We start from the raw sequence: 17,578 nt of genomic DNA, 5'->3' as shown, positions 1-17,578 counted from the left end.
CGGCTACAGCGTGTTCACTGGACGTTTCGGTCAACTCTCACAAGCCTCTCGGGGACGCCAATTGCTCATGGGCGACCGTCGCCTCGGTCAGGATGCCGCCCTCGACGAGCCTAGCGGGCGCCGCCGCCTCCTTGGCGTCGTCTGCCGCTTTCTTCCTCGATCTAGTAAGGGATGAGGGGCAGGCATGCTCCGATCGCACGGAACCTATCGCTTCATCTGCGGTTGATGTGTTGGCCTTGGGGGTGGCGACCCGTCAGAGGAGCGAAGCGATGACCCATGTGAGTGGAATGCAACCGACGAATGACCAGGCGAGCCACCGGACGCCCGATGCCAAAGCATCGCCTGCCGGAGAGCCAGCCAAGTTCCCGGTCCTTTTTGCCGTGATCGCTGGTGCGGGTTTGCTCATCCTCGCCACGATGCTGGTCGAATTTGTTGCACGCTAGTCCAAGCGCTGGCCAGGCCATCATAATGGGCTGGGGGCGGTCACTTCGACCCTTCGCTGTGGCGACGGCCTTTTCCGTTTCAGGCTGTTGTCTTCAACTGTCTGAACCGGTGCAATCTCGTCCCGGAGCGCCAGGACCGCGGCCTCGCCGCGCACGCCCTTGATCCCGCGCTCCTCCCGATCCGTCGAGCCGGCGACGCCATCCAGCATCACGCTCAATTTTGGCGGCGCCAGCCCGGCGAGGTAAGCGATCTCGCATTCACGCTTCGACTCTTCCGACCATGTCGAAACTTCGCGGCCGGCGAGATAGGAATAGGCGAGCGGCGGGTCCTGCGGGTACGACAATAGAGCTGCCCGTCACACAGGCCGATCCCTGTCAGCGTATCTCCCGGCGAGCGTCGGGCCAAAGTCGACCTGGCGATTGGTACGCGAACAACTAAGCAGTAGGCGGAGCCGGCGTTCGTCGAGGGCCGGCGCCTCGTAGCACCGCGGCGCGGCTCTGAAGAGTAACCTCCATTTGACGGGCTAACCCGTTTGCGCCGTTGCGGAACTGCCGCATGGCAGACACCTTGAAGGCTATGGATGACGACGACATCTCATATCGCCTTCCAGAGATCATCGAGGCGATCCAGCGCCGGGTCCGAATTGCCGGTTACTTCACGCTCGCCATCATCGGCGCCTTCATCGTCTGGCGCATCTCGCACTGACGACGGCCCGAGCCATTTCTCGATGAGTCGCCTCCCGCCCCGTCCGGCGGGTTTTTCTTCGCCGCCTCGGGGCGGCTTTTCCTGGAGCGATCTGACGAGGAAGGCTGGCGCTCGGCCAACTCGCACGCTTTGCAGGAAGGCCAGCATTGCTCGAACTCTGCCGCGCATCGATCCGACGCTGCCCGGCGATCAGCAAGGCGACCGGCCACGACCAATGCGCTGCCAAGGCTCGTCTGTCCGTCGACCTTCCGCAAGCACGAAGCCGGGAGGCTGGTCCGAGTAGAAAAAGCAGAGCTTTCGCGATTTCTATGCCGCGCCCGGTTCGGCAAGCGCTTCGATCTTCTCGATGACGAATTCGAAGGTCTTGGTTTCCTCCATCAGCGCCATGTTGAGGTCGCCGCTCTTCAGCGCCGATAGCAGCTCTCCCTTGAAGCTGGTGGCCGCGTCGGCGCCCTCATGTGTGGCGATGTGCTTCATCGCAAAATCGATACACAGATAGAGCGTATTCAGAACGATCTTTATCTGCTCCATATCGGTTCCGTCGGTGCTCGCGCCGTCATCTGACATGTCGTGCCTCCAGGTTCTGATCGGCCAAGGCGCGCGATCCAATCGCAGCGCACACCGAACCTAACCCGGCATCGCCAGAGCTGTTCCCGCCAACGGCCGGCTATCACCATTTCGAACTCGGCCCCGGCCCGCGAAGGCATCGCGACGGGTCATTATGCCAGCGCGCGCGAGCGCGCTGGCCATCCGCCGGTGTCCGCCACATCCATCCTCGAAGACGGCGAGATCGTGCTCCGAGTTCGCCGCTCGAGGAATGGCCGTCGGCTCAGCTACCGGACAATGCCTGGCTGATGGCGTCCTTGATCCGCAGACGCTCCTTGCGCAACTCGGTTTCGGTGAGCTGATCCACGGGAGCGATGTTCGTCTCGGCCAGATGGACCTGATCGTTGACCTCGTCGTAGCGGGCCAGCAGATGCGCGAAATCGGGATTCGCGACCTTCAGCTTGCTGATCGCCTCTCCCGCTCCCGGGAATTCATCGGCGAGAGTATGCGGTGTATTGGACATAGCTGCATCCTGAGTAGAGGAATCTTCCGCAGTCGATGCTACGGGCTCGAGACAGCACCGGACTTGATTCAACGCAATCGTCCGCGATCGGCGGTTGAGAGCCTTCCGGAGAGCGGCGATCGCTCGCCATCTCGGCAGCGGCACCGCCTGCCCTCGCCCGGTCGCCCCTCAGCAACGCTGCGCTTGCGGACAGACACTGTTCCCCCCCATTTGGGGGGCGTTCTCTCGCAGAAAAATCGGCAAACTCCCGGAAAAATGGGAGGCTGGCGTGCTGGAGTGCGAGTACGAGTGCGAGCGGTGCTTTCAGGCGCAGATCGTCGCCGCAATGCCGCATTGGCTGACGGCACTGGTGAACATTGCCGGCGCTGCGACCCTGCTTTTCGTCTGTCGACTATAGGCTCTGGCCGAGAAGCTGCTTCGTTCATGACCGAGTACCGGCCGCCGCTGAAGCTGCGCACATGACGGCCGCAGGCCCCCCGCGAGCTTCGGCGAGGGATTGTGCCGAGATCATCCACTGCACTCGCCCTTGACGGAAGCAGCGAAAGCCATCCGGCGGTTGATCAGCGCATGCCTCGCCATCGGGGCGGATTTCAAGGATGATTGCGCGGTTTGATATCCGCGCAGGTCAGGCCCGTCGAAACCGCGGAAAGAGAAAGCTCCAATCATGCACGCAACTCAGCTCGGCGGCCTCCTCGCCGCATCGCTTTTGATCGCCGCGTCGCTCCTCCACCCCTCATTCGCGCAGACCCCATCACCGCCGGATCCTGCCTTGAATGACAAGGCGATCGCCATGCTGCGAAGCACCACCGACGTGGCCCGGCATCGGCAGGCCTTTGCCATGCTCGAGGAGGCGGAGAAGGCGGGAGATCTGCGAGCCCACGCCAATCTCGGTCTCGGCTATCTGCTGGGCGTCGGAACGCCGCGTGATCCGATGCTTGGCGGCCGGCTGCTGCGGTCCGCCGCCGAAGCCGGCGATCCCTTCGCGGCCCTCGCAGTCGCCACGACGCTCGCCGGCGGCAATGGCAGTCTCTTCCTGCATGACAGCGCCGCCGCCTGCCGCATGCTCGAAGCCCTGTTCCAGGGCCCGGCCGCCCCCGAAGCGCAGTATCGCTATTTCGAGCTCTGCAGCAGCGATCCCAATCTGCAGCAGAGCTTCGCACTGCTCGAGCAAGCCTGCCACGCCTCGGCGCAGCGCCGGCACCGGGTGGCGCTCTACGCCTGCGGAGACCCGAAATCGGGGTCGATCAACAGCCTGAAGAAATACAAGGCCGCGATCGACCGCGCGATCGGGCTGAAGCCCTGGCAACAGGGCTCGGCCTATGAGGCCTCCTATATGCCGTTGTTCTTCTCGGACCGCGACGAATTCCTCGTCTACACGATCCGTCTGCTCGACCATAACGGCCCGGCCTGGAAATTCGACGTTCAGAAATATCTCGAAGAGCGCGGAATCGTGCTGGCAAACTGGTAGCGGGCGAAGGCCGGCTCGGATGGGTCAGCCAAGGCTGGAGCCGCTTCAGCCCAGACGCCTGACGACTACGCCTTGTCGCGGCTCCGTCCATGGCCGCCCTCGCGCCGGCGCACCGGCATAGGGCGCGGTGGCCGGGCCGAAGGACATCGGCACCTGCACCCGCCCTTCGAGTTCCCAGCAACGCAAGCGCTGGAAATCCGCCTCGCTGGCGGCCTCGGAACAGGCCATGAGCTGCGAGCGCGGCCAGAAGGCCCCGGCCGGCGCGGCCACGGCGCTCGCAGCGATTGCGAGCGCGACGACGGCAAAGCCCCTGTGCATTCCGGCAGCCTTTCGCAGCACTGTCAGGGCCCGCCCCTGCCCCTCCCAGCAGACAGCAGTAATCCCTAGCGAAACCTGAACGCACGTCGATCCTGGCCGTCTGCGAAGGCTTCCGTTCAAGAAGGCGTGAACAAAAACCTGCTTCGGGGGTTGTTCGGGCATCCCGCTTGATGCGGAAGCCGATAGGAGGAACACGATGTACAAGCGTCACGTTGCACTGACGGCGATTGGCGGCGTCATGCTTGCCGCGGCAGCCGTCGCCCAGACGACCGCGCCGAACACCCCACCGAGCCCGCAGCCTGCCGCGCCTGCCACGACCGCGCCGGCAGCTCCGGCCGCGGCCCCTGCAACGGCCAAGGCCCCCGAGAACAACCTCGCCGGCCAGGGCAAATGGCGGGCTTCGAAGCTGATGGGCGTCGACATCTACGGCCCCGACAACAAGAAGGTCGGCGATGTCACCGAGGTCGTCTTCGACAAAACCGGGAAGATCGAACTCGTCACGGTCGGCGTCGGCGGCTTCCTGGGCATCGGCTCCAAGGATGTCGCGATTCCCTTCGATCAGGTCACCTGGAGCGACCAGCCCATGGCCGCCTCGGCCCCGGCTCCGTCCGGCAGTGCCGGTGGTGCCATGAGCCAGCCGGCGCCCACGCCCCGCGCTCCGGAAATGTATCCGGACCACGGCAAGATCAACATGAGCAAGGAGCAGCTCACCAGCGCTCCGGCTGTGACCTACGCCGCCCGCTGAGGTCTTCCCTGAAGGCCTGATAGCCCGACAACGAGCCCGCTCCCGGGAAGGGGGCGGGCTCTACTTTGCCAGCGGCCCTCGCCCGAACGCCGGTTCAGCCGGCGACCAGCCGCAGCGCGCCGGGCAATGCCTCGGGCAGGTCGTCGGCGATCAGGCCGAAGCCCAGCGCCTCGCCGGCCTTGCCATGCAGCCAGACGGCGGCGCAGGCCGCTTCGAAGCCGGGCATGCCCTGCGCCAACAATCCCGCAATAACCCCGCCCAGCACATCGCCCGAGCCGGCCGTCGCCAGCGCCGGCGAGCCCGTGGCATTGATGGCGGCGCGCCCGTCCGGCGCCGCGATCACGCTGTCCGGCCCCTTCAGCACGACCACCGCTCCGGTCGCGGCCGCTGCCGCCCGCGCGCGGACGAGCCGGGAGCACTCAGGAGAAAAGGCGCCCTGCCTACCGAACACGCGCTCGAACTCGCCTTCATGCGGCGTCAGCACCGTCGGTGCGCTGCGCCGGCCGAGGCGCTCCGCCAGCAGGGCTGGGCTGCCGGCCAGAAGCGTCAGCGCGTCGGCATCGAGCACCAGAGGCACGGCGGAGCGAAGCGCCGCCATCACGATGCTCTCCGCTATCGCGTCCAGGCCGAGCGCCGGGCCGGCGAGCAGCGCCGCCACCTTCCGTTTCGCGAGCAACAGCTCGAAGGCGGCGCTGTCCGTGGCAGCAACCTGCATCAGCGCGTCGGGACCGCGCCCGGCATGCGCCGCGAGTGCCTCCGGCCGGCAGATGATCGTCGCCAACCCGGCGCCGATGCGCAGCGCCGCCCGGGCCCCCAGGCGCGGCGCCCCGACCCCGGCGAGCCCGCCGGCTGCGACCGCGACCGCGCCGCGGCGGAATTTGTGGGTCCCGGCCTCATGCCGGGAAATCCGGCCCTGCCAGAGCAGCGGCTCGTTGCTGAAGGTCTTGGGCTCCGATTTGCCGGGACCGAACACCATCTCGGCGGTGATCCCGATATCGGCGAGGGTGACGACGCCGCAGAGCGCCTTGCCGGGATAGAGCAGATGTCCCGGCTTGAGCCGGAAGAAGGTGACGGTTTCAGCGGCCCTGATCGCCGGGCCACCCACCATGCCACTGTCGCCGGAGACGCCGCTCGGCACATCGACGGCGACGACCGGGCGGCCGCTGGCGTTCACCCGCTCGACCAGCGCGGCGATGGAGCCTTCGAGCGACCGGTTGAGCCCGGCCCCGAACAGGGCGTCGACGATGATGTCGTGATCTTCCGGCCGAGCCTGCGCAATGGCCAGGGCCGGCTCTTGCCAGCCTGAGGCCGCCTCGCCGGCATCCCCCGTGAGCTGCTCGCGCTCGCCCGCCAGCGCAAGCGTGACGGCAAAGCCGCGTGCTTCGAGCAACCTCGCCGCGACGAAGCCGTCTCCGCCGTTCTTGCCGGGGCCGCACAGCACCAGCACGCGCTCCCCCGGCCGGCCGCGCCGCGAGACCGCATCGGCCACGGCCCGCCCGGCGCGCTCCATCAGGGCGAAGCCCGCAATGCCGCTGGCGATCGCAGCCTCGTCGGCGGCCGTCATCTCGGCAACGTCGAGCAGGGCGAGTGAATCCGGCGCGGCGAGGATCATGTGTCGATCATCCAGGAAGGGCGCCCGCCCGGCAACAAGGAGCCACCGGCGGTCATTGTCCAATCATTTGGCATATGCACAAATTTTAGCCGGTTTTCTGCCGCGGGAACGAGCGCTTTTGCGGGGATGCCGACATGGCGAGCGGGCCGCGCCGATGCTATGAGCAAGACAGGCGGGGCCAAGCTGCCCCGGCACGGTCGATACTGGGCCGTCGCCGGGGCGAGAACCGGGCCTGGGACTGCGAATTCGGTAATCTTACGCCACGGAGGCTGGTCGGCGCATGAAGAAGATCGAGGCGATCATCAAACCCTTCAAGCTCGACGAGGTGAAGGAAGCGCTCCAGGAAGTCGGCCTGCAGGGCATCACCGTCCTCGAAGCCAAGGGCTTCGGCCGCCAGAAGGGGCATACCGAGCTCTATCGGGGCGCCGAATACGTCGTCGACTTCCTGCCCAAGGTGAAGATCGAGATCGTGCTCGCCGACGACATGGTCGAGCGCGCCATCGAGGCCATCAAGAAGGCGGCCCAGACCGGCCGCATCGGCGATGGCAAGATATTTGTATCGTCCATCGAGGGGGCGATCCGCATCCGCACCGGCGAGTCCGGCGCGGACGCGATCTGAAGGAATTTTTCCGGAACCCGGCAGGCGTGCACCGGCGGCAGGAAAGCCGCGGACGACGCCGGTCGTGAGAAATGCAGTCGAGAGGAATGTCGAAAATGAAGAACGCCAAGGATGTGCTGAAGGCCATCAAGGACAATGACGTCAAATACGTCGACTTCCGCTTTACCGACCCGCGCGGCAAGTGGCAGCACGTCACCTTCGACATCTCCATGATCGACGAGGAGATCTTCGCCGAGGGCACGATGTTCGACGGCTCCTCGATCGCCGGCTGGAAGGCGATCAACGAGTCCGACATGCTCCTGATGCCCGACCCGACCACGGCTTGCATCGACCCGTTCTTCTCGGCCTCGACCATGGTCATTACCTGCGACGTGCTCGAGCCGGCGACCGGCGAGCCCTATGGCCGCGACCCGCGCGGCATGGCCAAGAAGGCCGAGGCATATCTGAAGTCGACCGGGATCGGCGACACCATCTATGTCGGTCCTGAGGCCGAGTTCTTCGTCTTCGACGACGTCAAGATCGCTGCCGACCCCTACAATACCGGTTTCAAGCTGGACAATGTCGAGCTGCCGATCAACGGCATGACCGACTACGAGGGCGGCAATCTCGGCCACCGCATCGCCACCAAGGGCGGCTACTTCCCGGTTCCGCCGCAGGACTCGGCGCAGGACATGCGCGGCGAGATGCTCGCCGCCATGGCGGCGATGGGCGCCAAGGTCGAGAAGCACCACCACGAGGTCGCCTCGGCCCAGCATGAACTCGGCCTGAAGTTCGACACGCTGACCCACATGGCCGACACCATGCAGGTCTATAAGTACGCGATCCACAACGTCGCCCAGAGCTACGGCAAGACCGCGACCTTCATGCCGAAGCCCGTCTATGGCGACAACGGCTCGGGCATGCACGTGCACCAGTCGATCTGGAAGAATGGCAAGCCGCTCTTCGCCGGCAACAAATATGCCGACCTGTCGCAGGAGTGCCTCTGGTATATCGGCGGCATCATCAAGCACGCCAAGGCCCTGAACGCCTTCACCAACCCGTCGACCAACTCCTACAAGCGCCTGGTCCCGGGCTATGAGGCGCCGGTGCTGCTGGCCTATTCGGCCCGCAACCGCTCGGCTTCCTGCCGTATTCCGTGGACGACCTCGCCGAAGGCCAAGCGCGTCGAAGTCCGCTTCCCGGACCCGATGGCGAACCCCTATCTCGCCTTCGCCGCGCTCACCATGGCCGGCCTCGACGGCATCATGAACAAGATCGACCCCGGCCCGGCGATGGACAAGGATCTCTACGACCTGCCGCCGCGCGAGCTGAAGAAGATCCCGACCGTCTGCGGTTCGCTGCGCGAGGCGCTCGACGCCCTGAAGAAGGACAACGCCTTCCTCAAGGCCGGCGGCGTCTTCACCGACGACTTCATCGAGAGCTATATCGAGCTCAAGATGCAGGATGTGGCGCGCTACGAGATGACGCCGCACCCGGTCGAGTTCGCGATGTACTACTCCTACTGAGCTTTTGCTCGGCGGAGAGTTTTTACTCCCGACCGCGACCTGTTTCGCGGCCCAACTTGCAAACCGGGGCGTCACCGCCCCGGTTTTTTCTTTGCCTGGGAGAATGGCCCACATGCGAGGGGGCAGCCATGGACCAACAGGGAAGTCGCTCTGCCCGGCCCAGAGGCCTCCCTGCATTCGCCCGGATGAAGCGACAGGCCCAACACGAAATACCCGAGCGGCGGCTGGAAACCGTGCGACTTTCGCCAGGCGCCTTTACCGCGCGGCAAAGTCTTTCGGCTAGCGATGAGCTCCTTCTTCAGTGGAGCGACGCCATGGCCGCCGCGAGCAATGCCGACATCGCCATCGATCGCAGCACCGGGCGTCTCATCGTCGGGGGCTGGCGTCAACGCGCGCTCATCGGGGCGCTCGATACCTATGGCGCACTCTCGCGCCCCCTGATGCAGCGCGGCCTTTACAAGGCCTGCCGGCTGGTCGGCAGCGTAGCGTGGACAGGGCAGACGGCGCAGATCGCACTCGGCCCTGATGCGCAGGTCAGCTTTCCCGCCAGCGATCCCTACTGGAACCGGATGCTGCTGCGCTCCTATGACCACGAGCCGGAAATGGCCCGCTTCCTGCGGCTGCTTGCCAGCCTCGACTACGGCTTCGTCGATTGCGGCGCCAATATCGGCTACTGGTCGGTCTTCGTCGCTTCACGCGCCGGAGGCGGCAAGCCGGTTCTCGCCGTCGAGGCCTCGGCTCCGACCTTTGCCCTGCTGGCTCAGAACGTCGCGCCGCATGCCGGCAAGGTCAACGCTTTCCATCGCGCCATCCTCGACCGCTCCGGCGTAGAGGTCCGGCTGAACGCCGCGGCGCACGAGGCCCGCGGCATTGCCGCCGACGACGAAGCCTCGGATGGCGAGAGCGTGATCTCGATTGCGATCGACGACCTGCTCGAAGAGCAGGGCTGGGCGGCAAGACGCCTGGTGGTCAAGCTCGATGTCGAAGGTGTCGAGCGCGAAGCGCTCGCCGGCATGGAGCGCGCCCTGCGCGACGACGCCTTGGTGATCTACGAGGATCACGGCTCGGACGCGTCACACGGCCTGACCCGGCATATCATCGAGGAACGCAGCCTTGCGGTGCAATTGCTGCTCGACGATCGCATCGTCGCGATCTCAGAAGCGGGCGAGCTCGACGCGCACAAGCGCGACCGCACCAAGGGCTACAATCTGATTGCGATGAAAAAATCCTCGCAATGGCCCGAAATCATTACAAATCAGGCACTTGCAGCCTGACCTGCGACTGTCGGCAGCAGTCTGTGATAGGCCGCGATGGTCCGGCTGACATGGCGCGGTGTCGTCAGCGGGTCGGCCCAGTAGCGGCGATAAGCTGCAGCACCCATGCGAGCCGCAACGCCATCGTCCTGCAACCGCGCCAGCGCGGCGCTCAGGCCCTCGACGTCGCCGCCCTCGACCAGGATCCCATCGGTTCCATCCTCGATCCAGCTGGCCGGGCCGGTGGTACGCGCCAGCACGACGGGCACGCCCAGCGATCGCGCCTCTGCGATCACGAGCGGCCCGGGCTCGTACCATAGCGAGGGCAGAACCAGGCAACGCGCCTGCTTGATCTCGTCGAAGACCCGTTCGGCAGGCACCCAGCCGCGAACCTCCGCCGACGGGTTGATCCGGCCGATCTCGTCGGCGAGCGGCCCCTCGCCGACGAAGCGCACCGGCATTCCGGCGGTGAGCGCCGCGCGCGCCAGGACGTCGCCGGCCTTTTCCTGCGTGAAGCGGCCGAGAAAGAGCGCATGCCGGTTGCTCGCCACATCGGCCGGCTCGCGCCGCGCCGCCTCCATCATGTTCTCGACGACAAGATGCCGGGCCTGCCTCGGCAGGAACGGCTCGGCGAAGTGGCGAGCGAAGTCGCTGACATGGATGAAGAGCGGCGCCTTCAGGCTGCGTATCGCCTCGTCAGAGCGCCACTGCCTGGCGACGCGAACCAGCTTGTGGACATAGGAGGCGCGGTCGCAATTGGCGGTGACGCAGCCGGCCGACATCGGTGTCCTGCTGCAGGCGGCGCCGGCTCGGAAGTCGAAATAGCCGCCGGTCGGGCAGAAGGAGAAGTAGTCGTGCATGGTGATCGCGACCGGCAGGCCGCTGGCGCCGGCCGCCGCGATCGCAGCTGGGCTGAAGGCCTTGGTCCATTGATGCAGATGCACGAGCGTCGCATGGCGTGGCTGGCGGGCCAGCAGGACCCTCAGGAACTCATGGGCCTCGGCATTCCAGACCCCCTGGCGGGCCGCGGCGATCCTGTTGCCGACTTGCCAGATCTCCTCGCCCTCGAAGCGCGCGACCTCGATCCTGGGATGATCCAGCCGGTCGGAGACCGGGCCGATGGCGCAGGCATAGACAACCTCGACGCCCGCTTCGGCCAGGCCGCGCGCGCTCTCGATCGCAACCTTGGCGGCGCCGCCATTTACCGAGCCGAAATCACTGACGATGACTACGCGCATGCCGACCTCCGCAGAGGCCTTCTAGCGGCGAAAGATTGAGGAAGGCTGACGAGGCCTCAGCGCAGCGCGAGCATCACCAGCCCGACCAGGGCGATCGCCGCGGCCACCCACCAGAGACGGCGCAGTTGAGCTGCCTCGACCTCGCGGGCGTCGGGATGACCGGAGAGCTCCTCATAAGCGAAAGCCTCACCGGCATGGCGCGCCGCACGCTCGAGTCCGGCAAGCCTGATCTTCGGCACAACGGCACGCGACGCCACGGCATTCCTCCCCTTGAGTACCAGCATATCCCAACCACCGGTCAGGCCAAGCCCAGGCTGGACGAGAACGATGATCGGGCCGGCATGGTTAACGATGCCTGAACCGCGCGGGGGCGGTCGAAGTTCCCTTGGCTCTTGACAACGGAGCGTGACGGCGCCGTGACATTCGCTCCTCCCGTTCGCCATCCGGCCTTCCGGCCGAGGCGATATCGGTCTATTGCGGGCGGGTAGCGCCCTGCTTGCCACTCCCGGGCAGCGAATGCGCTATATTTTCTCGTTACGAATCACCTGGGCGCAAAAGCGATGGCTGACGATCTTTTCGGCGATGACGAAGGCAGGCTGGAAGGCGCCGAAACGCGCGCCCCTGCCGCCGCGCCGCCGAAGCCGGCGCGCGCCCCTGCCCGCCCCGGCACGCTGTCGGAGGCCGGCTACGACGCCTCGGCGATCGAGGTGCTGGAAGGGCTTGAGCCGGTGCGCCGGCGCCCCGGCATGTATATCGGCGGCACCGACGAGCGGGCGCTGCACCATCTCTTCGCCGAGGTGATCGACAACGCCATGGACGAGGCGGTGGCCGGCCACGCCACCTTCATCGACGTCGAACTCTTCGAGGACGGCTCGCTCGCCGTGACCGATAATGGCCGCGGCATCCCGATCGATCCGCACCCGAAATTCCCGGACAAATCGGCGCTGGAAGTGATCATGACGATCCTGCACGCCGGCGGAAAGTTCGACTCCCGCGCCTATGAGACCTCCGGCGGCCTGCACGGCGTCGGCGTCTCCGTCGTCAACGCGCTGTCCGACCGGCTCGAGGTCGAGGTCGCGCGCGGCCAGGTGCTGTACCGGCAGATTTTCTCCCGCGGCATTCCGCAGGGCCCACTGGAGACGGTCGGCCGCGTCGCCAACCGGCGCGGCACCCGCGTCCGTTTCCACCCCGACGCCCAGATCTTCGGCGAGGCCGCCCATTTCGTGCCGGCCCGTCTGTTCCGGATGGCGCGCTCAAAAGCCTATCTCTTCGGCGGCGTCGAGATCCGCTGGCGCTGCGCGCCCAGCCTGCTCAAGCCCGAGGGCGACGTCGCGGCCGAGGCGGTGTTCAAGTTCCCCGGCGGCCTGCGCGACTATCTCGCCGGCGAGATCGAGGGCAAGGACCTGGTCGCCGAGCCGATCTTCAGCGGCAAGGTCACCAAGGAGGGTGGCCACGGCTCGCTCGAATGGGCCATCGCCTGGCTCGCCACCGGCGAGGATGGCTTCAGCTCCTCCTACTGCAACACCATCCCGACGCCTGAAGGGGGCACGCATGAGCAGGGCCTGCGCATCGCCTTGCTGCGTGGCCTGCGCGACCATGCCGAGCGCATCGGCCAGAGCAAGCGCATGGCCCAAGTCACCTCCGACGACGTGATGGCGACCTGCACCGCCATGCTCTCGGTCTTCATCCGCGAGCCGGAATTCCAGGGGCAGACCAAGGACAAGCTCGCGACGCTCGAGGCGGCGCGCATCGTCGAGAACGCGGTGCGCGACGCTTTCGACCATTGGCTCGCCGCCTCGCCGCAGCAGGCGCTGAGGCTGCTCGACTGGTCGGTCGACCGCGCCGACGAGCGCCTGCGCCGCCGGCTCGAAAAGGAGGTCTCGCGCAAGACCGCGACGCGCAAGCTGCGCCTGCCCGGCAAGCTCGCCGATTGCAGCAATGCCGGCGCCGCCGGCTCCGAGCTCTTCATCGTCGAGGGCGACTCGGCCGGCGGCTCGGCCAAGCAGGCCCGCAACCGCAAGACGCAGGCGATCCTGCCGCTGCGCGGCAAGATCCTCAACGTCGCCAATGCGACCCGCGACAAGCTCAACGCCAATCAGCAGCTCGCCGACCTGATCCTGGCGCTGGGCTGCGGCATCGGCACCCAGTTCCGCGAGGACGACCTGCGCTACGAGAAGGTCATCGTGATGACCGACGCCGATGTCGACGGCGCCCATATCGCCTCGCTGCTCGTCACCTTCTTCTGGCGCCAGATGCCGCGGCTGATCGAAAAGGGACATCTCTACCTCTCGGTACCGCCGCTCTACCGGCTGCGCCACGGCAGCAAATCGGTCTATGCCCGCGACGACGCCCACAAGAACGAGCTGCTCGAGACGGTGTTCAAAGGCAAGAAGCCCGAGATCGGTCGCTTCAAGGGCCTCGGCGAGATGATGCCGGCCGAGCTCAAGGAAACGACCATGGATCCGGCCAAGCGCATGCTGCTCAAGGTCATGGTCGATCACGAGAGCAAGCAAGAGACCTCGGACACGGTCGAGCGGCTGATGGGCAACAAGCCCGAAGCCCGCTTCGTCTTCATCCAGGAGCGCGCCGCCTTCGCCGGCGAGTTGATCGACCTGTGAGAACCGGGCCCGGCCGCTGCAGCCGCGCCGGGCTCCCCGGCATTCCTGCCGGGCTGCGGGAAGGCCGCGTGATGGACATCCTGTCCGCATGCAGCTCTCCTCGCCCTGCCCCTGTCATGCTCATCCGGATCGCCCCACCCCCACGCCCTGCCGCTGGCAGCTGATCGCATGGGGCAGCCTGCTTCCCCTCCATCTCGACGCGATGGCCAGCCTGCGGCCCTGCCCTGGGAAGATATCGAGATCTTCCATGCCGTCGCCACCGAAGGCGCGCTCGCCTTGGCGGCCGTGGCGCTCGGGCTGAGCGAAACCACGGTCGCAAGACGGCTGCGGAGCTTCGAGACCAGGCTCGGATTCCCCTTGTTCCGCCGCGGCGCCAACCGCCTGATCCCGACCGAGATCGGCGCGGCACTGGCTCAGGAAGCGTCGGCGGTCGCGACGGCCGCCGCGCGCTTCGCCAATCGCGCGCGGGCAGCACTGCCGGCCGACGACGCCCCGGTACGGATTACCGCCACCACCTCGATCAGCCTGCTCCTCACCATGAACGCGACCCGACTCTCGGCGGCCGCTGGCGGCGTCGAGATCGTCATCCTCAGCACGCGCGAGCGGCTCGACCTCGCCCGTGGCGAGGCGGAGATCGCGATCCGCATGCGCAAGCCGCCGGAGGGCACCGGCTATTACGGCCAGAAGGTCGGCCGCCTCGTACAGGCGCTCTATGCGAGGCGCGACACCGACCCCGCCACCGCCCCGATCATCTCGGTCAGCCGCGAGGTATCCTCGCGAATCGACGAGCATATCGTCGCCTGGGCCGCCGGGCGCCCGATCGCGGCACGGGTCGCCGATTCCGCCGCGCGCTATGAGAGCATCCGCTCCTCGGGGGCGGTCTCGATGGCGCCCTGCTTCATGGCCGACACCGACGCCAACCTGCTGCGGCTCGAGGAACCGCCCGAGGCGACGGCCGACGCCATCTTTCTCGTTTCGCACGAGATCGCCCGCCAGCGCCCGGCCGTGTTGGCGGTGCTGGCGGAACTGCGCCGCATGTTCCGGGAGAACCGGGCGAAGCTTGAGGGGCATGGCTGATCCGCGCCGCCCTGCCGCCTTGTGCGCCGGTACGCCCCGCTATCGCAGCCGAAGACGTTTCGCTAACCAAGTTTTTACAGGACGGATTGCATTCTTCGCGAACCGGCGTCCTACGCCATGCCTTCTTTCAGGAGAGCGCGATGCGCCTCATCATGGCATTCCTGCGCAATCAGCGCGGCAGCATGGTCGCCGATGTCGCCAAGGCCGGCGCGGCGATCGCCTTCATCTCCGTGGTCGCCGCCAATCTGATTTCCTACAAGGCCGCGCAGCTCGACCGGGACGGCTTGCACCAGGCCGCCTCCGCCGCGGCCAAGGGGCAGCCGATCGACCCGCTCGTCACCGGCTCGCTCGCAAAACGCGCCGGCGAGGTCAGGCTCGACCCCTGCGTCGTCCAGCGCTGAGGCCTCAACCGAGCCAGTCGATCAGCGCCCTGTTCACGACCTCGGGCGCCTCGAGCGTCGAAAGATGGCCGCAGCCCGGAACCTCCAGATAGCGCGCCGCAGCGCCGATCCCGGCGGCGATCGCCCTCGCTTCGGCAGGTGGCGTGATCACGTCCTGGGCACCGACCAGGACCAGACTCGGCACGCTGATCGCGGGTAGCCACGGCCGGGCATCGACTCGCCCCATGATCGCTCGCTGCTGGCGCACGAATCCGGCGGCGCCGACCTCCTCCGCCATTTGGCGCACGGTGAGCCTGAGGCCTTCATCGGCGAGCCTCTCGGGAGCCACGAGCTTCTGCCACAGCAGGGTGGTGACGTTGTCGAAGGCCCCTTTCTCGGCGAGCGCTATCATCTGCTCGCGGGGCTGGTTGGTTTCCGGCGTCGCGGGCTGCGCGGTGGTGTCGAGGAGGGCCAGCCGCGTCACGCGCTCCGGCGCCCGGCGCATCACCTCGAATGCCACGTATCCCCCCATGGACAGCCCGCAGAGCGCGAAACGCGCGGGAGCAGCCGCCAGCAAACGCTCGGCGATCGCCCCGATATCCTCGTCAAATGTGGTTTCGGCGACGAGAATCTGGCGTCCGGCCGCCAGAATCCGCCATTGCGGCGCATAGAGCGCCGCGGTGCAATTCAGGCCTGGGACCAGCACCAGCGGCTCGGGAACCGCCATGCTTCTCGCGCTCATCATCGCCTAACCTCGCTAGAATGTTGACTTTGCCCTGCTTTTTCTGCATTCCACGGACGTCCGAAGGCGCGCAGGCAAGCAAAGTCGCGCCACCGTGGTGGTCGATCGGTCATCCCGCCACGTGTCACCGACCCAGAAGAAGCGCAACCCTCGATGTCCTTCGCCGAACTCGGCCTGAGCGATAAAGTTCTGACGGCCGTCACCAACGCAGGTTACACGTCGCCGACGCCGATCCAGGCTCAGGCCATTCCGCACGTCCTCGCCCGCAAGGATGTTCTGGGCATCGCCCAGACCGGAACGGGCAAGACCGCGGCCTTCACCCTGCCGATGCTGACCATCCTCGAGAACGGCCGCGCCCGCGCCAGGATGCCCCGCACCTTGATCCTCGAGCCGACGCGCGAGTTGGCCGCGCAGGTCGAGGAGAATTTCACCCGCTACGGCGTCAACCAGAAGCTCTCGGTCGCACTGCTGATCGGCGGCGTCTCCTTCGGCGACCAGGATGCCAAGATCACCCGCGGCGTCGACGTGCTGATCGCCACGCCCGGTCGCCTGCTCGACCATGTCGAGCGCGGCAAGCTCCTGCTCACCGGCGTCGAGCTGCTCGTCATCGACGAGGCCGACCGCATGCTCGACATGGGCTTCATTCCCGACATCGAGCGGATCTGCAAGCTCGTCCCCTTCACGCGGCAGACCCTGTTCTTCACGGCGACCATGCCGCCGGAGATCACCAGGATCAGCGAGCAGTTCCTGCACAATCCGGTGCGTGTCGAGGTCTCGCGGCCGGCGACCGCCGCAGCCACCATCACCCAGCGCCTGATCGCCTCGAACAGCCAAGATTACGAGAAGCGCGAAATCCTGCGCAAGCTCATCCGCGATGCCAAGGACCTGCAGAACGCGATCGTCTTCTGCAACCGCAAGCGCGATGTAGCAACGCTTCACAAGTCGTTGCAAAAGCATGGCTTCCCCGCCGTCGCATTGCATGGCGACATGGACCAGTACGCCCGCATGGCGGCGCTCGAATCCTTCCGGACCGGCGAGAACCCGATCCTGGTGGCGAGCGATGTCGCGGCCCGCGGCCTCGACATCCCGGCTGTCAGCCACGTCTTCAATTTCGACGTGCCGACCCATGCCGAAGACTATGTCCATCGCATCGGCCGCACCGGCCGAGCCGGGCGCGAAGGCGCCTCCTTCACGATCGTGACGCGCCATGACGACAAGCTGGTTGCGGCGATCGAGAAGCTGACCGGCAAGACCATCGAATGGGAAGGGCCCGGTCTCGACGCCCTGCCCCCCGCCGAGCCGCGCGAGGAACGCCGTGGCCGCCGGGGCGAGGAGCGCCGGGGCGGCAGGTCGTCGGGGCGTGGCGGGCGCGATGGCCGGCCGCCGCGCAGCGAGCCCAAGGTCGAGTCCGAGGCGTCGCATGATCGCGAGGCGCCCCCGCCCCGCGAGCGCCAGCCGCGGCGCGAACACACCGCCGAGCCGGCCCCGCGCCGGGGCAATGAGCGGCCGCGCACGCCGCGGCGGGATGAGCTCGACGACGGCCCGAAGGTCAAGGGCCTCGGCGATCACGTCCCCGCCTTCCTGTTGCGCTCGGTCCGCGCGGACTGAGATCTGAGCCGGGGGCGCCCTCGCCGCCTCCGGGAAATCAGCGAAGAAACTTTACCTTAACATCATCCGCCTAAGGTCCGTCCTCGGGGTTGAGTGTCGGCGTGCAGGCCGACATTCGGCGGGAAGCTTGTTCCAGCCAGACCAGGACAGGATGTCCCGTTTCGGTTGATGCAGGGC

At 66.8% G+C, this 17,578-nt stretch carries 19 protein-coding genes; 11 read left to right on the top strand and 8 right to left on the bottom strand.

The window, feature by feature from the left end; all coding sequences use genetic code 11:
- Positions 1-269 precede the first annotated feature (269 nt).
- Positions 270-443, top strand: a complete 174-nt coding sequence (locus ACWGRX_RS01780; protein WP_452116179.1) for a hypothetical protein — start codon at positions 270-272, stop codon at positions 441-443.
- Between the two features lie 20 nt (positions 444-463).
- Here the strand turns inward: ACWGRX_RS01780 and ACWGRX_RS01775 are convergent, their stop codons facing one another.
- A complete protein-coding gene (locus ACWGRX_RS01775) occupies positions 464-787 on the bottom strand; it encodes a DUF7696 family protein (RefSeq protein ID WP_452116178.1) in 324 nt (107 codons plus the stop codon).
- A 212-nt stretch (positions 788-999) separates the two neighbouring features.
- Here ACWGRX_RS01775 and ACWGRX_RS01770 point away from each other — a divergent pair, with 212 nt between their 5' ends.
- The gene (locus tag ACWGRX_RS01770) at positions 1,000-1,149 is read left to right on the top strand and encodes a hypothetical protein (protein WP_291638361.1); all 150 of its coding nucleotides are present in this window, start codon (positions 1,000-1,002) and stop codon (positions 1,147-1,149) included.
- 306 nt (positions 1,150-1,455) lie between these two features.
- Here the strand turns inward: ACWGRX_RS01770 and ACWGRX_RS01765 are convergent, their stop codons facing one another.
- Both ACWGRX_RS01765 and ACWGRX_RS01760 read right to left on the bottom strand, forming a co-directional pair.
- A complete protein-coding gene (locus tag ACWGRX_RS01765; protein ID WP_452116177.1) occupies positions 1,456-1,716 on the bottom strand; it encodes a hypothetical protein in 261 nt (86 codons plus the stop codon).
- Between the two features lie 262 nt (positions 1,717-1,978).
- A complete protein-coding gene (locus tag ACWGRX_RS01760) occupies positions 1,979-2,218 on the bottom strand; it encodes a YdcH family protein (protein WP_452116176.1) in 240 nt (79 codons plus the stop codon).
- Positions 2,219-2,987: 769 nt separating this feature from the next.
- Here ACWGRX_RS01760 and ACWGRX_RS01755 point away from each other — a divergent pair.
- On the top strand, positions 2,988-3,686 hold the full coding sequence (locus tag ACWGRX_RS01755; protein ID WP_452116175.1) for a hypothetical protein: 699 nt from the start codon (positions 2,988-2,990) through the stop codon (positions 3,684-3,686).
- Positions 3,687-3,731: 45 nt separating this feature from the next.
- Here ACWGRX_RS01755 and ACWGRX_RS01750 read toward each other — a convergent pair whose 3' ends face one another.
- Positions 3,732-4,004 (bottom strand): hypothetical protein, encoded by a 273-nt coding sequence (locus ACWGRX_RS01750; protein WP_452116174.1) that lies wholly within the window; start codon positions 4,002-4,004, stop codon positions 3,732-3,734.
- Between the two features lie 196 nt (positions 4,005-4,200).
- Here ACWGRX_RS01750 and ACWGRX_RS01745 point away from each other — a divergent pair, with 196 nt between their 5' ends.
- Complete coding sequence (locus tag ACWGRX_RS01745; protein ID WP_452116173.1) at positions 4,201-4,749, top strand: PRC-barrel domain-containing protein; 549 nt, start codon at positions 4,201-4,203, stop codon at positions 4,747-4,749.
- Between the two features lie 94 nt (positions 4,750-4,843).
- On the opposite strand, the gene ACWGRX_RS01740 is transcribed toward ACWGRX_RS01745, so the two are convergent.
- A complete protein-coding gene (locus tag ACWGRX_RS01740) occupies positions 4,844-6,361 on the bottom strand; it encodes an NAD(P)H-hydrate dehydratase (RefSeq protein WP_452116172.1) in 1,518 nt (505 codons plus the stop codon).
- Positions 6,362-6,641: 280 nt separating this feature from the next.
- On the opposite strand from ACWGRX_RS01740, the gene ACWGRX_RS01735 reads away from it, so the two are divergent.
- From ACWGRX_RS01735 to ACWGRX_RS01725, 3 genes are all read left to right on the top strand, one after another.
- Entirely contained in the window at positions 6,642-6,980 is a 339-nt protein-coding gene (locus tag ACWGRX_RS01735; protein ID WP_066469077.1) for a P-II family nitrogen regulator, read from the top strand.
- A gap of 95 nt (positions 6,981-7,075) precedes the next feature.
- Positions 7,076-8,485 (top strand): type I glutamate--ammonia ligase, encoded by a 1,410-nt coding sequence (gene glnA / locus ACWGRX_RS01730; protein WP_291638355.1) that lies wholly within the window; start codon positions 7,076-7,078, stop codon positions 8,483-8,485.
- 314 nt (positions 8,486-8,799) lie between these two features.
- Entirely contained in the window at positions 8,800-9,759 is a 960-nt protein-coding gene (locus tag ACWGRX_RS01725) for an FkbM family methyltransferase (protein WP_452116171.1), read from the top strand.
- Here the strand turns inward: ACWGRX_RS01725 and ACWGRX_RS01720 are convergent.
- Together ACWGRX_RS01720 and ACWGRX_RS01715 are read right to left on the bottom strand one after the other, a co-directional pair.
- Entirely contained in the window at positions 9,741-10,976 is a 1,236-nt protein-coding gene (locus ACWGRX_RS01720) for a glycosyltransferase family 4 protein (protein WP_452116170.1), read from the bottom strand. The two genes, ACWGRX_RS01725 and ACWGRX_RS01720, sit on opposite strands and share 19 nt — an antisense overlap.
- A gap of 56 nt (positions 10,977-11,032) precedes the next feature.
- Entirely contained in the window at positions 11,033-11,233 is a 201-nt protein-coding gene (locus tag ACWGRX_RS01715; RefSeq protein ID WP_291638351.1) for a hypothetical protein, read from the bottom strand.
- Positions 11,234-11,536: 303 nt separating this feature from the next.
- On the opposite strand from ACWGRX_RS01715, the gene parE reads away from it, so the two are divergent.
- From parE to ACWGRX_RS01700, 3 genes are all read left to right on the top strand, one after another.
- Positions 11,537-13,594 carry a DNA topoisomerase IV subunit B gene (gene parE, locus ACWGRX_RS01710; RefSeq protein ID WP_452116169.1) on the top strand — a complete coding sequence of 686 codons (2,058 nt, stop codon included), beginning with the start codon at positions 11,537-11,539 and terminating at the stop codon, positions 13,592-13,594.
- A 168-nt stretch (positions 13,595-13,762) separates the two neighbouring features.
- The gene (locus ACWGRX_RS01705) at positions 13,763-14,671 is read left to right on the top strand and encodes a LysR family transcriptional regulator (RefSeq protein ID WP_291645477.1); all 909 of its coding nucleotides are present in this window, start codon (positions 13,763-13,765) and stop codon (positions 14,669-14,671) included.
- Between the two features lie 140 nt (positions 14,672-14,811).
- Positions 14,812-15,072: a hypothetical protein gene (locus ACWGRX_RS01700; RefSeq protein WP_291634641.1), complete on the top strand. Its 261-nt coding sequence runs from the start codon at positions 14,812-14,814 to the stop codon at positions 15,070-15,072.
- A 4-nt stretch (positions 15,073-15,076) separates the two neighbouring features.
- Here the strand turns inward: ACWGRX_RS01700 and ACWGRX_RS01695 are convergent, their stop codons facing one another.
- Positions 15,077-15,778 carry an alpha/beta fold hydrolase gene (locus ACWGRX_RS01695; protein WP_291634643.1) on the bottom strand — a complete coding sequence of 234 codons (702 nt, stop codon included), beginning with the start codon at positions 15,776-15,778 and terminating at the stop codon, positions 15,077-15,079.
- Positions 15,779-15,946: 168 nt separating this feature from the next.
- On the opposite strand from ACWGRX_RS01695, the gene ACWGRX_RS01690 reads away from it, so the two are divergent.
- Complete coding sequence (locus ACWGRX_RS01690; protein WP_452116168.1) at positions 15,947-17,401, top strand: DEAD/DEAH box helicase; 1,455 nt, start codon at positions 15,947-15,949, stop codon at positions 17,399-17,401.
- Positions 17,402-17,578: the final 177 nt, after the last annotated feature.

Source organism: Allobosea sp. NPDC055594 (assembly GCF_053618995.1).
This window is presented reverse-complemented; position numbering and strand designations above follow the sequence as displayed.